The organism is Bradyrhizobium sp. Ai1a-2 (assembly GCF_000426245.1).
Lineage (GTDB): Bacteria > Pseudomonadota > Alphaproteobacteria > Rhizobiales > Xanthobacteraceae > Bradyrhizobium.
In genome coordinates this window covers 130,183-143,022 of the sequence record NZ_AUEZ01000004.1, presented here as the reverse complement: position 1 = coordinate 143,022, position 12,840 = coordinate 130,183, and the positions used below count along the sequence as shown (strand labels likewise).

Genomic DNA, 12,840 nt, shown 5'->3' with positions numbered 1-12,840 from the left:
GTCAGACAAGAACTGGAACGGGATGACGGCCTGGAACGTCGTCAGGTTTCGGAAAGTGAGCGCGTAGCTCAGGCGGTAGAGCACGTGACTTTTAATCATGGGGTCGAGGGTTCGAGTCCCTCCGCGCTCACCAAAAATAGCAATATAAACAAAATCTTATCCCCGACACTAGCCGCGTCATTCGATCGGTGACCTACCTGTGTAGCACCGGTGTAGCAGTCCCCGCACAGTTCGAGGCGCCGTGAAAGTGATGGGCGAGCTATCGTCGGGGCGCGCTCTTTCCGGCAACCACCGGTATTGCATCGGCGCATCTTCGCGCGGTAGAAAGCGCGGTTCCTCAAAGTTCCACTCAAAAAGTATCGCTATGAATGATCAGATTAAGCCGCAGAGGCGCATGAACGGTAGATCGGACGTAGAGCGCGGTGAGAAGCCGCAAGACAAGTTCGCGTCCGGCTACGATTTCCTCTTAGTGAACGAGGATATTACACACGGTACGTTCCCGGAAGTAATGGGGTGCGTCAATCGGTTGAAGCGGAACGAAAATGTCGTTCTGATTCTGGTGACCTACGGCGGCTCCGCCAATGCTGCCTATCGGACCGCCCGCTTTCTACAGACCGTTTATGAGGACGTGGTGGCCTTCTTGCCTGCCGAGTGCAAAAGCGCCGGCACGCTTCTAGTTAGTGCCGCAAACGCGGTGTTCGTCAGCCCCTTCGGAGAAATGGGTCCGCTAGACGTACAGTTGCTCAAGCGGGATGAACTTGCCGGCCGTCGCTCCGGTCTCACGACGCGCTCCGCCCTTGAAGACTTGAAATCTCACAGCTTTGACCTGTTCGAGCACTTCATGACGGAAATCATCAGCAGGAGCGGAACCGCAGTTTCGTTCCGGGCGGCTGCCGATGTTGCCGCTGGCATTTCGTCGCGGATGATGGCGCCGATATACGAGCAGATCAATCCAGAGGCGCTAGGCCAAGACCACCGGGACCTCAGGATCGCTGTACATTACGGCGAGCGACTTAACCGTAAGTTCAAGAATCTAAAGAAGGGTGCGTTGCAGCGACTCGTTTATGACTATCCATCGCACGATTTTGTTATCGACCTTGAAGAGACAAGGGAGCTTTTTGAGCGGGTCGATATCGCGACTCCGGCGTTGATGAAGATCGTGAACGCCCGAGTGATGGACGTTCTTATACCGAAATCCGGTAGCGATCGGTTGGTGACGATGCTAGGGTATGATGGCCAGCCCGTCCCCGAACGAGAACGAAAGACGAGCAATGCATCTCAGAGGAACAATAGCGATGCTTCAGATAGCCCAGCCCCCAAAGCGGGAGACGGCGCAGGAGCGCCAACAGCGTCGTGATGCATTACTAAGGTACGGACACATCTATTCCGAAGCCCACCGAAGGTCCGAGCCGAGTCGCACAGTTCGTGACGAGGCGTTAAAGAATGAGGAAGAAGAGGGCGCCGACTAGGCGCCTTTTTTCATTCTGGCGTGTAACCGCAATTTTTTCGATCCTGACAACACGCAGCCCCCTGAATTGCCTTGTTCCGCTGACACGACAATTGCGAAGGCGTGTCAACCCATCCGGAACCTGTATTGGACGACGCGAACGATAACGTCGCAGATGAGGCGTTCGCCCTCGCCATCGTCCCGGACGTCATGCCCAACGTCCCGAAGCTCCGCCGCGACCGTGGAACCCGGCAGGCATTCGAAGCGCAGTTCGGCCTCGCCGGGTATCGAGGTGACCCATCCGCCACGATCGAAGATGAATTGATTGAGGGTCCGGAACTGCTCTTTCCGGCTGGCCGTCTGCTGACCGGGCTTGTAGAGGTCCTGTCTCAATCGGCCTGCCGATCGGCCTCAGCCTTTTCGTCCCCGTTCACGAAGGCCGTGACGGCGTCGACATAAGCCACCAACGCCTCGCGGATTGCCGCCGGGTCCTTGACCCTGGCATTGGCCCAACGGAAGTTTTTCAGCCGGACCATGACATTGCCGTGCAGGTTGTCGATCTCGGCGAGGGCGTAATCTTCTCGGGTTGGAATCGCCATCAGTGCACACTCAACCGGAGGCCTAACGCCGCGAGATGGCCAAACCGCTGGCGGATAGCACAGATGACATCCGCCACGGTCAGCGGCTCCCTTGGGGCTTTCTCCGGCTGCCTGTACGGGTTCGCGCAGAGATCACACAACATCAGCCGTTCCACGGCGCGATGAACCCGGGGGTCGTCGCTGAACATTACCCGCGCTCCCGCTCGGGATAGAGGCCCTGTGCCCGCAGACGCTGAAGCTTGACCTTGTTCTGCGCGTACATCCTCTCTTTCTCGCCAGCGGAGAGGTTTGGATCGGTGAACGATCGGCGTGCAATGTCGCGCTCTTCGGGGGTCAACGTGATTTGAGTCGCCCTGCTCTGCATCTGGCCGGAGTACGACGGGACATCCCGGCTGACCCCCGCCACGATCGGCATGTCCGGACGGCGCCGCTGAGGCTCTGGCGCATAACGTTCGGCGATGTCTTCAGGCATGGTTGTGGCGGCATCGATCAGGCCCAACGCTGAAGCCTCGTTGCCCAGCTTTTCCGCTTCACGCTCGATGTCAGGCTCCGTCGGCGGCCTTGCGATGGCGGCAGCGCGACGCGCGGCGTCGGCGCGAAACTGCTGCCGATGCTGCTCCTCTCGCTCGGCGCCCAACTGCATGGCTTCCAAGATGAAGCCGTTCATCTGTTCCGTATCGTCAGGAACGCCAGCCTTCATGGCTGCCTCATAGCCGAGGCGCGCCGCCTCGCTGCCGAGCACTTCGGGATGCGATCGGAGGAAGTTCTTTTTGAATTCGGAGATCGGCAGACGATCGATATGCTGCTCGATGGTCTCCGGCTGCCGTGCCGTTTCCTCGGCGCGCTGCTGATCTTGGAGCGCGCGCTTGATCGCGTCATCCGGGCCTGGCTCCGGCGGCGGCGGTACATCCGCGCTCGCCGCCGGGCTCTGCTCGCTCGCCGCCGAGGGAGCGGGCTCGGGCATCGGCACAGCGCCGCCGTCGGCATACTTCCGAATTCTAGAACGATGGTGCCGCAAAGACCTGCTCCGATTGCTAGGTGTTAATCGCCGATGCCGTGCCTGACGGCATCGCGGGCTTTGCGAATAGCGGTTCGCTCGGCGAGGAGCAGATCAATCAACCGCAAATCGTCTATCGCCCTTTGACGGATGTTTGCGAGTTCAGCCCGCGTTTCGATGCGGGCGTCGATATCGTCGATAACCTGCAGCAGCGTCAGAATGGTCTCGTACAGGTGCTGATTTATTTCGCCCGGGTCAGGGACCCACAAACTGTTCAATTACCTGCTCCGAACTAGGCGTTGCGCCTGATGCTGCGCATGTAGGACGAGCCGCCGTCGGTATCGAGATCGGCCTTCGCCTTCATCCGCGCATCAACGCCGCGATCTCGACGCGGCGGCGCGGCGCTGTCGTGCACATTCATCCCGGTATCAGGCAGTCGCACCTCGCCCGATCGCGCGCGCGGCGCGATGGCGCTGTTCTCGCTGGCGCGCGCCGCCCATCGATCGAGATTGGCCTTGTCAGAAGCCGCGCCGTCCCAATTCGCTTCGCGGCGCGGGTTGGCATATTCCTTCAAGCGCTCTTGGCGTGACATGAATTAAATCCACCTCCGGGGTCTGTTCGCGGCGAAGTCCGTCCCGTCATAAACGGGCCGGTTGGGGTCACGGATTTCAGTCCGCCGATCACCGTTGTATCTGTCCTGCCTGAATTCCATATCCCGAGACGCCAGCAAATTTGCCATGACGTCGAGAACTTGGTTGCCATGGTACGTTTGGCTCCAATTTTCCCCGTTGGGGTGTTGCAGCCGCACGCTCCAATTGAAGTCGCCATCGCGCTTCGTCGCCACCACGTTGCGGCGGCGGCCGTGAATGTCCGTTCCGATGATCTCGTACCGTTCCGGTATCGTGCTGCGAAACGTCAATGCCATCGGTTCACCTCTTCAGCGAACCTTGATCAACGCTGTATTGGCCGGTCTGGCGCATGTGCCAATAGCGCTGCTTGTTGTGTGCGTACAACTTTTCCATGTCGTCCTTCGTCATCCTCGGGTCGGAGAACGAGGAGTGCGCGATGTCCTGTTCTTCGGCTGTCAGTCCGTATTGGTTTGTCGGCACCCGTGGCGGCGGAGGATTGAGCGCTTGATGGGCCAAGGCGTTCAGGTTCGCTCGGTTTGCCTGGATTGCCGCCATGAACATCGCCGCGTCCGCCGCCGCGTTGACATCCCCTGTAGCCACTGCATTTAGGTAAGCGGCGTTGTGGTCGGCGAGCGCAGCGTCATACGCTTCCATACTCCGGGCGTGAACCTTTTGAATTTCGAGCGCCATTACAGATACTCCTTGTAAAGGGGGATGGGCGGCTGCGCGGTTGACATCAAGCTCGGCGCAAGCCCGGCGCGTCACCGACGATCGGGAACGTTGCCGCCGCAAACTTCGCGATAGGAGGCATGGGCATCGGCGAGCGCTCGCTGTGCGCGATTTACGGCGCTGAGGCTGCCGCCCTGCGAATAGCCTTCCATCGCCTCGGCAACCTGCTCGCGCGCGGCGCAAATGGCCGCGCATGCATCTTCGTATCGTGTCGGATATGCCATCGCGAATTCCCTGATTGACCAATCTTCAGCGACGGCAGAAACTACCACGCATTCAAAGCGTTGTCCCGCATCTTTGATGCAAGACGTTAAAGCGAAAGTGCCTGTTACGGTTTGCGGAGCATGGGGACGAACTTGCAGCCAAGCTATCTCACTGTTTCGTCGAATGGATCGAGCGACACCGACCAAATCGCCGCTGGCCGCGACGCGTGGCAACGCATCTGCCAGCGCACCGTGTCGACGTTCGATGATTGGGTCGAGGTTGGCCGCGCGCTCGTCATCGGCCGCGCCCAATGCTTCAAGCTCGCCGGGACTAATCGACCCTTCGGCAAACAATACACCGCTGCCATGGCCATCTGGCTGCGCGACACCGGCCTCGAAAGCATCCGGCAACAAGAACGATATTGGGTTTTCCAGATGATGGATAACCTCGACGCCATCGAGCGCTGGCGCGCTGGCCTCGACGACGTCAGCAAGCGCAGGCACAACCATCCGCACGGCGTTTGGGTGCATTGGCGGCGGAGCCTCGGCCTGTCAGATTCCAAGCACAGCCACCGCATCAAGCGGCGCGACCTTCCTTCGCCGACGGGTCAATCGGTTTATTGGCCGCAGGAAACCATCCGCCGGGCAGCGCTCGCCATGAAGAAAAGCGGGTCGAATGACTTTTTCGCGTTGGCTGTCGCGGCGCTGCATGCAGCAATCCGAAACGACGCCGATCTCATTGAATTGCTCGTCACGCCGAAGCCGAAGCAGCCGAAGGTGAACGCCGCCGCAAATGTTGCCGAGGCTGTCGCATGAGCGTGACCCCTGACATCATCAAAAAAGAGCCTGCACACGCGGCTGCCGAACGCATCCCCAAGCCTGCGAACAAGCCGGTTGGGCACGTTTTCTGGGAGCCCGCCGACGCGATCATCCGATCAACGCGCTCAACGTCCAATCCGCCCGCCGTAAGGGACAAAGGTTAAATTCATGGCGCTGTTTCGCAATGCGACGATCACGCAAGCAGGCATCACGGGACCATTCAATCTCGACCCGATGCTCGTTGGCCTTGTCGCGGTCCAGGTCGTCATCCTCAGCCCGGGCGTCAACACCAAATACAGCGTCGAGTTTACCCTCGACGATCTATCGAAGTCGGATGGCACTTCGAATCTGGCGAACGTGCGTTGGTCGACCGACCCGCAATTCCCTGTCGGATCGAATAAGACGATTACCGGCAACTATATCGTGCCGATCTCGGCGCTGCGCGTGAACGTCGACACCATCGACGGCGCGACGATCGAATTCAAACTGCGACAGGGAATGTCGCTCAACTAGCGAGGGTTCGAAATGACCGGAACAGTTTCAGTGAAAGGCGTTTCGCCGAGCGTCGCCGTCAGCTTCACGCTGCCCGACGATCCATCATTGCGGGCGCAACTTATCAATTCATTGCGCGCCGCCTATGACGGCGGCAAGCAATCGATCGGGGCCAAGGCAACCAGTAAGTGAAGATGCGGACTGGGGAATTATCCCCAGTTGGATCGATCCGTAAGCTATTCTTGCTATTGGCGTTTTTGTTGACTCTATCGGCGGTTTTGTGAGACACGTTGGGGCACGGGTCACAGACCCTTTGCGCCATCGACAGCAGGCTCGGTGAGCTTTTCTCTCTAGCCGTGTGTCGCACCAATGGAGTTCAGGCCTAGCCGGGCGCTCGTCGAACCGACGAGACTTCGCGTTTTGCTTTTTCTCGCGAAGGAAAGTCCCCAGAGTTTCGTCGAGACGACCCGCGTTCTCGGCATCAGGCACAACAACACCCTGACGTCGCATGTTAGCGTCCTTGAGGATGCGGGTCTCATCAAGGTCTCGAAGCTGTTCAGGCACCGCAGGCCGGCGACCATCCTCGACATCACGGCGAAGGGCCGCGCCGAATTGGTGCAAGCTCGTGATGCATTGAATGCGGTTGAGTTGATGAAATGAAAAGTCCCGCGACGCGGTCTGCTCCGCGCGCGGGACGGTCGTTTTCGGATGGCAAATCCACAACGTCGCCGTTGCTGCCCAATGTTCTATCCGATCACGCCGCCGCCGCGCAATCTCAATCGAGTGATTCATCAACATTAGAGGGCGCTGGCATTCGTGTCGGCGCCATCTGGAAAAGCGCGCGCGACAGGCGACGGGCAATTCAAGCGACGCTTCGCGAATACGAAGGCAATGCCTACGCGGACTTTCGTATATTCGAGATGGATGCATTCGGAAGAATGCGGCCGACCTCGAAGGGCCTGACCGTCAGCGTCAAGCAACTCGGCAAGTTCGCGAAGCTGGTTGGCGACACCTATCGCGTCGCCCTCAAGATGGGACTGCTCGGCGATCGGGGCGGCACATGAAGAGGCGGCCCAGCACTGAGCCATCTTCAGAACGCCAGATTGCAGAACAGTACGGCATTCCGCGAGCCGTACTTTGGCGCGCCAAGCAAGTCAGCAACATCCCCGAGGCCGAATTCGAGGCGATGATCGAGGGGCCGAATCCGCCGACTGTGACTCGTTTGGTCGAAATAGGCAGGCAGTCGGCGGGGGCCAGAGCGCCGAAATCGCGGGTGTTGCAATCGCTGAAGCGAATATGGGCGACTGCTTCGCCAGAAGAGCGAGCAGAATTTGTCGCCCACATTCTCGACGGAGGCATTCTGACGCCGAGGTCGTCATGATGCCTGGCGGAACGGTTAAGCGCCTCTATGCGCGCAACAGCAAGGGCAAGCCGCTCAACGTCAAGCTCGGCGGCAAGGCCGCGCCGAGGCGAGCCGCCGACGGACGGCAGGTGCCCAAAGCGACGATCCGTTGCAGCCAGATCGAGCGGCTTTTCGTCGACAGGTATGGCGCAACACTTCCGGATGATGATGCAGGCCGCGACGATGCCGAGATTATGCTCAACCACATTGGGCGCAAGCAGGTTGGCGATCGGGAATGGCTGATGAACGATTGGCTGGAGCGTTGGGCTCCCTTCATCAAGGGCGAGGAGCGCGACGACATGATCCGCAAGGCGCTGCTCAATCCCAAACGGTACAGGGCCGACGTACTCGGCCGGAAACTCGGCCTCACCTATGCCGTTCGCGAGCGGCTTGGGCTCACGATGATCGGCTGCATCGACGTCAACGCCGAGCAGCGCGAGGAGATACAGAAAGTGAAAGACAAGAAACGGAAAGCCAAGCGACGGCGCGACGCCGGGCGCATGACGCGTGAGGAGTACGAAGGCAACTCGCTGAGCAAGATTCAGCCATGGAAAACGGCGGGCGTGTCCCGCTCAACTTGGTATCGGCGGCAGGGAAATTCACAATATGCAGCCGAACAACTTGTGTCATCCATCGCGCGTGTCGTCGTAACCGTCAGTCTTGATTGACGATGAGACAAGTTGTTCGGCTGCATACTTTCTTTCTATATGCAGCCGAACAACTTGTCTCACGGGTTATCCGGTGCAGCGCGTGACAGGAGCGCAGCCCGAAGGCGGAGCGGATGTCACGCGCGGGCCGCTTGCGCGGCCGTAAAACTTCGCCCGGCCGAAGTTTTGACCGCTGGCTATGCCCCGCCCCCGTCACCGACTATGTTGCCGGTCATGAGCAACACCGAGACCGACACCGAAACCGCCGCCCCGGGGCGCGACAGCGGAGGCCGCTGGATAGCCGGACACCGCAGCAAGGGCGGAAGGCCGCCCGGCGCGCGTAACCGCCTTACCGAGTCGTTTCTGAACGACCTGAAGACCGTTTGGGAAGAGAGCGGCATCACGGCGCTGCGCGCCTGCGCCAAGGATGAACCGGCGCAGTTCGTCCGGGTCGTGGCCGGACTGCTGCCGCGCGATCTCAACATCAACGGCACGCTCGATGTCGGTGTCGATGCTCAAAGCGTGCTCGGCTCATTCCGCGCCGCTCTCGAAACTTTGGGTAACGAGCCGCCGAAGCGGCTACCGAAGATTATCGACCATGCCAAATGATAAGCGGGAGCTAATCGTTTCGCAGGGCGTCGCAGTGCTGAAACAGCATTTGGACGATGGCGCCCATTACATCGAGAGCGACCCAGCGCTTGCCGAGGCATACAGACGCTGTGAGACGCTTGCCGAGGCGGTTGCGCTTATCGTCGCGATCGAGCGCGCTGCAGGCCATGACGAAGCGCTGGCGGTTGAGATCGCGTTGCGCGCCGCCGAGCCGCCACGTGAGAGCTTGCAGGAAGCCGCGCGCATCATGCGCGCGCTCGGCTACACCAAGGTCGTGCCTGTGCTGCGCAAGCTGGCGCGCCGCGCCAAGCCAAGGCCGAAGACCAAGACCGATTGGGCGAGGGTCGGATCACTCGTGCCGCCGGACAAACGGCGTCACTGAACGAAACTTGAAAGTTGCGTGCACGTGAATTGACGTTGATATCGCTCGCCTTATCCTGTTCAAAAGCTTGAACGAAAGAATGCGCGATGATCTATGGATATGCGAGGGTCAGCACAGACGGGCAAAGCCTCGATGCCCAACGTGACACGCTCAAAGCCGCCGGGTGCGATCGGATATTTGCCGAGAAGATGAGCGGCGCACGATCGGACCGGCCCGCCCTGGCCAAGGCCTTGGCCGCCCTTGGCCCCGGTGACGTGCTGATGACGACCAAGATTGACCGCTTGGCGAGGTCGACGCGCGATCTCCTCAACTCGCTTCATGAGATCACGACGACAGGCGCGGGCTTTCGATCGTTGGGTGACCCGTGGTGCGACACCACGACGCCGCACGGCAAGCTGTTGACGACTGTGCTCGCAGGCTTTGCTGAGTTTGAGCGCACGTTGATCGTTGCCAGAACGAGCGAAGGGCGAGCGCGCGCCAAGGCGCGAGGGCAGCACATGGGCCGCCCCCTGAAGCTCAGCCCATTTCAGCGGACCGAAGCTCTTGCTCGATACGATACCGGAAAGGAAACGCTGAGCGACATCGCGCGCTCGTATGGCTGCTCGCACACGACCATAGGGCGGCTGCTGATAGCTCGGCAGGCTCGGCAGGCCGCCGGGGCTTAGGCCCCGGTTTCTGGAGGGGAGCCGTACTCCCCCGGGGACCCCCGCTAATAGAAACGGGTCCTCGAAATTATTTATCCTCTACCCTTCGCCAAAGGGGACCCACTTTCCCGCGTTGGGTCCCATATCTCCGCCTCCGGGTCCCCCGGCCGTGACTATATGGGACCCGTCCGCCTATTTGGGTCCCATCTGCCCCCCGTCGGTTCCATCCGCAACTGGCCGTGATTTCGGTACTTTTTTACCGTGGAACGTCAACCATGTGTTGACAGTTACAGGGCACTGTACAAGTATCTGTACAGAAACCCCGGTACGGTTCCGTACACACAAAGAGGGTTTGGGAGATCAACATGGCACACGTTTCTTACACGGAACTCCGTGGGAACCTGGCATCCTTTATGGACTCGGTTTGCGACGATCGCGCGCCGCTGTTCGTCACGCGCCAGAACGCCCGCACCGTGGTTATTCTGGCGGAGGATGAATACGAGGGTCTGATGGAGACCGTTCACCTCCTGAAGAGCCCGGCCAACGCTGCGCGCCTGCTCCGCTCCATCAAGGAGGCGGATCAGGGCAAGCTCATTGAGCGCGAGCTGATCGAGCCCTCGAAGCCAGCGGCCTAAGAGGCACCCGCGTGCATGAAAACCGCGTGGACTGAGCTTGCTTGGGAAGAATACGTTCAATGGCAGAAGGAAGACCAAAAGGTTCTCGTCACCATTAACGAGCTGATCAAGGACATCAAACGCAATCCGTTTAAGGGGCTCGGGAAACCGGAGCCCCTTAAATATGATCTCAAAGGGTGGTGGTCGCGGCGCATCACGAACGAGCATCGGCTCGTCTATCGCGTCAGCGGCAAGGGCGACAGCCAGCAACTCGACATAGCCCAGTGTCGGTATCATTACTGAAACGCCGTTAACCCACGGCGCACCACAGCGCATTTTCCGACAACCTTCCCCCGTTTCACATTTAGAGGACCGCGTTTCTACGGGGGTCAAATCCGTAAACTCAAGTTAATGTTGCCTATCTGTGCAGGGCGTGTATGGCACTGCGCGGTGATATCTGGGGACCTGCTGGGGCAACACGACGATGGGGCGAATGAGAGAGAAGACGACGGCGAGCGCGGCCCTGATTTTTGCGCTCGCACTTACCGGCTGCCAGTCGGCGGCCGAGCGTCAGCAGGAAATGATTGTCAAGCAATCACAGAACTGCGAGCAGATGGGTTACAAGCGAGGACAGCCCGGTTACGCAGACTGCATTCGAAGCATGGTTCTTATGCAGCAGCAGCTCGATGACCAGCGCAGCCAACGCGTTGCGGAAGGTCTGCAGCAGATGGGGCAAAGTCTGCAAAGCATCAATGCGACGCCGTCGCCAACACCATCGCCGCCGATGCACACGCAGTGCATGAACCATGCTGGCATCATCGACTGCAACAGTTTCTGAGGATTGGGCGGACCCCGGTCCTCAATCTCTAAAGGAGATGATCGATCAGAATAGGACGATCATCCACCCAGACGAGGGCGACCCTGATCGGCGATGATGCGTCGACGCTGGCGCAGAATAGCGAGCGCGCCCGGCCTGTGCGTTTGTCGGCGAGGCCTGCGCCATCGCAGGCCCTCGCCATCAGCCCCGCCAGCGGGCTTCCCAGAGGCTCGGCGAAAGTTAAAGTTCACCGGCCCGGCGGCTGTTCAGGGCAAGGGAAGGCCCGTTGCCACGCGTTCATAGCGATAAAAACAGGCGGATGGTTCAGTTCTGCTGGGTTTTGCTCTGCATATCGCGTGAACACCCGGATGAGGGTGGTAAGCTTCGTCTCTGGCGGTGCGCAAGCTCCTAGCCATCTCGTTTTTCCACCATCAGGACTGATAACAGACACGTCCTGAAGGGCCAAAAGATAGAACCAACACGGATAGCCACCTTCCGGGAAGACCACTCGCTCGCCGTTCAACTTCAATTCTCGCAGTAGAATCTCGCAACTTGTGAGAATTTGCGCCGAATCTGCCTTCGCCTTACCTAGGCCGCCTAAGACAGCAACGGTCGCAAGGCAGAATAACATCCGAATCATAGCGGCGCTCCATCAGAACAGTTTCTTCGCGGGGATGCAGCGGGCACCAATGTGCGCCACAAAGACCTTCCAAGCGGAGCTTGGGAGATTGTCGGGCGGATCGATGTCCATATCGAGCTGTCCAGAAACCCGGTCCAGCCTTCCAAACGCCTGCACATTGCCCCGGCCGCCGAACACGATAGAGAGTTCATCAGTCTGCACAAGCGGGAACGTGCCGTAGGTTTGCAAGGTGACTGTCGATCGGTCCTCATCTAACATCAGCCCCATGTCCGGCACGGACTCCGTCGTTTCGTTGAAAAGCATTTCCACTACGCTGCTGCAGTTCATCACGATCGGCTCTGCCTTGACGACGCAAGGCGCGAACAGCAGCACCCCCGAAACGGCTATCATTCGAGTGTAGGTCATCTGCCCCTCCCCTGTCAGAATAGCTTTTTCGTCGGCGTGCAGTGGGCCGTGGTCGATTGGCTCCAATTGTCTTCGTCGATGTTCAAAATCATCCGCCCCGTGATTCGATTCATCCATCCGTCGACCGTGGTTGATCGAACCGGGCCGCCGAAGGTGATGATGTTCTCGTTGAACCCGATAACCTTATAGGTCTCGGTGTTGACCGTGACCGTGCGCGCTTCCAAGTCGACGACCGCGCTCCAATGAATCGACGTTGTGAAATTTGACGATGTCATTTCCCCGTCACAGGTCATGGTGACTGGCTCCGCCCTACCGGAGGCATCAATCGGCGCGAGGAGAAGCACGGCTCCGGCAATCACTGCCAACGCTCGAACGTCGATCATCGTTTTTGCTTGTCCCCATCTGCTATCGCGGAGCGTATAGACAGCTTACGGTATTGACGGGAGTAACGGTTGCTTGTGATGTCTCGCCCTGCGCGCAGCCCCGCGATGCATTCGGCCTGGAGCAGCAAAAATGGCGAGTTTGATCACGCTAATCTGGTGGGTGATGTCCTATCGGCTGTGGAAGCGCGGCCAGCGCGAGGGGCGTTCGTTCTACCTCGTTTGAGCGCGATCACGCCGGACAAGACCCCGTGTCGGGCGTTGCATCATCCGCCGCGTCAAGCTAGGCTTACGGTTGCGCCAGATGGCTTCAAATCTGTCTGGCGCCAAACCCAAGGCGGCAGAGGTTTCGCCGGCTTAGGCCGGGAGGCCCCCAAAATATCCG

At 59.5% G+C, this 12,840-nt stretch carries 23 protein-coding genes and 1 tRNA gene; 15 read left to right on the top strand and 9 right to left on the bottom strand.

Translation table 11 applies throughout. From position 1 onward, the window contains the following. Nucleotides 1-57: 57 nt before the first annotated feature. Both K288_RS0105060 and K288_RS49460 read left to right on the top strand, forming a co-directional pair. Nucleotides 58-133: transfer RNA gene (locus tag K288_RS0105060), tRNA-Lys, on the top strand. Nucleotides 134-241: 108 nt separating this feature from the next. Beyond that, the gene (locus K288_RS49460) at nt 242-1,357 is read left to right on the top strand and encodes a hypothetical protein (RefSeq protein ID WP_152535396.1); all 1,116 of its coding nucleotides are present in this window, start codon (nt 242-244) and stop codon (nt 1,355-1,357) included. A 216-nt stretch (nt 1,358-1,573) separates the two neighbouring features. Here the strand turns inward: K288_RS49460 and K288_RS0105050 are convergent, their stop codons facing one another. The 3 genes from K288_RS0105050 to K288_RS0105035 form a co-directional block, all read right to left on the bottom strand. Beyond that, a complete protein-coding gene (locus K288_RS0105050; protein WP_027578548.1) occupies nt 1,574-1,840 on the bottom strand; it encodes a hypothetical protein in 267 nt (88 codons plus the stop codon). Then, entirely contained in the window at nt 1,837-2,046 is a 210-nt protein-coding gene (locus K288_RS0105045; protein WP_027578547.1) for a hypothetical protein, read from the bottom strand. Before K288_RS0105045 ends, K288_RS0105050 begins: the two co-directional genes overlap by 4 nt. Nucleotides 2,047-2,233: 187 nt before the next feature. Beyond that, a complete protein-coding gene (locus K288_RS0105035) occupies nt 2,234-3,010 on the bottom strand; it encodes a hypothetical protein (protein WP_027578545.1) in 777 nt (258 codons plus the stop codon). A gap of 74 nt (nt 3,011-3,084) precedes the next feature. Here K288_RS0105035 and K288_RS52155 point away from each other — a divergent pair, with 74 nt between their 5' ends. Beyond that, nucleotides 3,085-3,339 (top strand): hypothetical protein, encoded by a 255-nt coding sequence (locus K288_RS52155; protein WP_152535395.1) that lies wholly within the window; start codon nt 3,085-3,087, stop codon nt 3,337-3,339. On the opposite strand, the gene K288_RS0105025 is transcribed toward K288_RS52155, so the two are convergent. The 4 genes from K288_RS0105025 to K288_RS52150 form a co-directional block, all read right to left on the bottom strand. Beyond that, a complete protein-coding gene (locus K288_RS0105025; protein ID WP_043159325.1) occupies nt 3,336-3,635 on the bottom strand; it encodes a hypothetical protein in 300 nt (99 codons plus the stop codon). The two genes, K288_RS52155 and K288_RS0105025, sit on opposite strands and share 4 nt — an antisense overlap. A 3-nt stretch (nt 3,636-3,638) precedes the next feature. After that, a complete protein-coding gene (locus tag K288_RS0105020) occupies nt 3,639-3,968 on the bottom strand; it encodes a hypothetical protein (RefSeq protein ID WP_027578542.1) in 330 nt (109 codons plus the stop codon). A 4-nt stretch (nt 3,969-3,972) separates the two neighbouring features. Beyond that, nucleotides 3,973-4,362 carry a hypothetical protein gene (locus tag K288_RS0105015; RefSeq protein ID WP_027578541.1) on the bottom strand — a complete coding sequence of 130 codons (390 nt, stop codon included), beginning with the start codon at nt 4,360-4,362 and terminating at the stop codon, nt 3,973-3,975. Between the two features lie 71 nt (nt 4,363-4,433). Next, complete coding sequence (locus K288_RS52150; RefSeq protein WP_152535394.1) at nt 4,434-5,018, bottom strand: hypothetical protein; 585 nt, start codon at nt 5,016-5,018, stop codon at nt 4,434-4,436. A gap of 21 nt (nt 5,019-5,039) precedes the next feature. Between K288_RS52150 and K288_RS52145 the strand changes: the two genes are divergently transcribed. From K288_RS52145 to K288_RS0104945, 12 genes are all read left to right on the top strand, one after another. Further along, the gene (locus K288_RS52145; protein ID WP_152535393.1) at nt 5,040-5,420 is read left to right on the top strand and encodes a hypothetical protein; all 381 of its coding nucleotides are present in this window, start codon (nt 5,040-5,042) and stop codon (nt 5,418-5,420) included. A 171-nt stretch (nt 5,421-5,591) separates the two neighbouring features. Further along, a complete protein-coding gene (locus tag K288_RS0105000) occupies nt 5,592-5,936 on the top strand; it encodes a hypothetical protein (RefSeq protein ID WP_027578538.1) in 345 nt (114 codons plus the stop codon). Nucleotides 5,937-5,948: 12 nt separating this feature from the next. After that, nucleotides 5,949-6,107 (top strand): hypothetical protein, encoded by a 159-nt coding sequence (locus K288_RS53510; RefSeq protein ID WP_160168935.1) that lies wholly within the window; start codon nt 5,949-5,951, stop codon nt 6,105-6,107. A gap of 177 nt (nt 6,108-6,284) precedes the next feature. Further along, nucleotides 6,285-6,575: a transcriptional regulator gene (locus tag K288_RS49455; RefSeq protein ID WP_051334359.1), complete on the top strand. Its 291-nt coding sequence runs from the start codon at nt 6,285-6,287 to the stop codon at nt 6,573-6,575. 71 nt (nt 6,576-6,646) lie between these two features. Continuing rightward, a complete protein-coding gene (locus K288_RS0104985; protein ID WP_160168933.1) occupies nt 6,647-6,979 on the top strand; it encodes a transcriptional coactivator p15/PC4 family protein in 333 nt (110 codons plus the stop codon). Nucleotides 6,980-7,052: 73 nt separating this feature from the next. Continuing rightward, on the top strand, nt 7,053-7,985 hold the full coding sequence (locus K288_RS49450) for a hypothetical protein (protein ID WP_152535392.1): 933 nt from the start codon (nt 7,053-7,055) through the stop codon (nt 7,983-7,985). A 213-nt stretch (nt 7,986-8,198) separates the two neighbouring features. Beyond that, nucleotides 8,199-8,573, top strand: coding sequence for a hypothetical protein (locus K288_RS49445; RefSeq protein ID WP_152535391.1), 375 nt, complete (start codon nt 8,199-8,201; stop codon nt 8,571-8,573). Beyond that, entirely contained in the window at nt 8,563-8,955 is a 393-nt protein-coding gene (locus K288_RS0104965; protein ID WP_027578533.1) for a hypothetical protein, read from the top strand. Before K288_RS49445 ends, K288_RS0104965 begins: the two co-directional genes overlap by 11 nt. Before the next feature lie 86 nt (nt 8,956-9,041). Beyond that, the gene (locus K288_RS0104960) at nt 9,042-9,620 is read left to right on the top strand and encodes a recombinase family protein (protein ID WP_027578532.1); all 579 of its coding nucleotides are present in this window, start codon (nt 9,042-9,044) and stop codon (nt 9,618-9,620) included. 344 nt (nt 9,621-9,964) lie between these two features. After that, on the top strand, nt 9,965-10,234 hold the full coding sequence (locus K288_RS0104955; RefSeq protein WP_027578531.1) for a type II toxin-antitoxin system prevent-host-death family antitoxin: 270 nt from the start codon (nt 9,965-9,967) through the stop codon (nt 10,232-10,234). Between the two features lie 15 nt (nt 10,235-10,249). Then, nucleotides 10,250-10,516 (top strand): Txe/YoeB family addiction module toxin, encoded by a 267-nt coding sequence (locus tag K288_RS0104950; RefSeq protein ID WP_027578530.1) that lies wholly within the window; start codon nt 10,250-10,252, stop codon nt 10,514-10,516. A gap of 190 nt (nt 10,517-10,706) precedes the next feature. Beyond that, nucleotides 10,707-11,051 (top strand): hypothetical protein, encoded by a 345-nt coding sequence (locus tag K288_RS0104945; RefSeq protein ID WP_027578529.1) that lies wholly within the window; start codon nt 10,707-10,709, stop codon nt 11,049-11,051. A 631-nt stretch (nt 11,052-11,682) separates the two neighbouring features. On the opposite strand, the gene K288_RS0104935 is transcribed toward K288_RS0104945, so the two are convergent. Continuing rightward, complete coding sequence (locus K288_RS0104935) at nt 11,683-12,075, bottom strand: hypothetical protein (protein WP_027578528.1); 393 nt, start codon at nt 12,073-12,075, stop codon at nt 11,683-11,685. A gap of 14 nt (nt 12,076-12,089) precedes the next feature. Continuing rightward, nucleotides 12,090-12,458, bottom strand: a complete 369-nt coding sequence (locus K288_RS0104930) for a hypothetical protein (protein ID WP_152535390.1) — start codon at nt 12,456-12,458, stop codon at nt 12,090-12,092. Nucleotides 12,459-12,840 lie beyond the last annotated feature (382 nt).

Bases quoted from the DNA above. Each gene is read 5' to 3' on its own strand.
- K288_RS53510 (WP_160168935.1), top strand. From the start codon at position 5,949: ATGACCGGAACAGTTTCAGTGAAAGGCGTTTCGCCGAGCGTCGCCGTC.
- K288_RS52145 (WP_152535393.1), top strand. From the start codon at position 5,040: ATGATGGATAACCTCGACGCCATCGAGCGCTGGCGCGCTGGCCTCGAC.
- K288_RS0105000 (WP_027578538.1), top strand. From the start codon at position 5,592: ATGGCGCTGTTTCGCAATGCGACGATCACGCAAGCAGGCATCACGGGA.
- K288_RS49455 (WP_051334359.1), top strand. From the start codon at position 6,285: ATGGAGTTCAGGCCTAGCCGGGCGCTCGTCGAACCGACGAGACTTCGC.
- K288_RS0104965 (WP_027578533.1), top strand. From the start codon at position 8,563: ATGCCAAATGATAAGCGGGAGCTAATCGTTTCGCAGGGCGTCGCAGTG.
- K288_RS0104950 (WP_027578530.1), top strand. From the start codon at position 10,250: ATGAAAACCGCGTGGACTGAGCTTGCTTGGGAAGAATACGTTCAATGG.
- K288_RS0104960 (WP_027578532.1), top strand. From the start codon at position 9,042: ATGATCTATGGATATGCGAGGGTCAGCACAGACGGGCAAAGCCTCGAT.
- K288_RS0104955 (WP_027578531.1), top strand. From the start codon at position 9,965: ATGGCACACGTTTCTTACACGGAACTCCGTGGGAACCTGGCATCCTTT.
- K288_RS0104945 (WP_027578529.1), top strand. From the start codon at position 10,707: ATGAGAGAGAAGACGACGGCGAGCGCGGCCCTGATTTTTGCGCTCGCA.
- K288_RS0104930 (WP_152535390.1), bottom strand. From the start codon at position 12,458: ATGATCGACGTTCGAGCGTTGGCAGTGATTGCCGGAGCCGTGCTTCTC.
- K288_RS0105045 (WP_027578547.1), bottom strand. From the start codon at position 2,046: ATGGCGATTCCAACCCGAGAAGATTACGCCCTCGCCGAGATCGACAAC.
- K288_RS0105020 (WP_027578542.1), bottom strand. From the start codon at position 3,968: ATGGCATTGACGTTTCGCAGCACGATACCGGAACGGTACGAGATCATC.
- K288_RS0104935 (WP_027578528.1), bottom strand. From the start codon at position 12,075: ATGACCTACACTCGAATGATAGCCGTTTCGGGGGTGCTGCTGTTCGCG.
- K288_RS0105015 (WP_027578541.1), bottom strand. From the start codon at position 4,362: ATGGCGCTCGAAATTCAAAAGGTTCACGCCCGGAGTATGGAAGCGTAT.
- K288_RS0105025 (WP_043159325.1), bottom strand. From the start codon at position 3,635: ATGTCACGCCAAGAGCGCTTGAAGGAATATGCCAACCCGCGCCGCGAA.
- K288_RS0105035 (WP_027578545.1), bottom strand. From the start codon at position 3,010: ATGCCCGAGCCCGCTCCCTCGGCGGCGAGCGAGCAGAGCCCGGCGGCG.
- K288_RS49445 (WP_152535391.1), top strand. From the start codon at position 8,199: ATGAGCAACACCGAGACCGACACCGAAACCGCCGCCCCGGGGCGCGAC.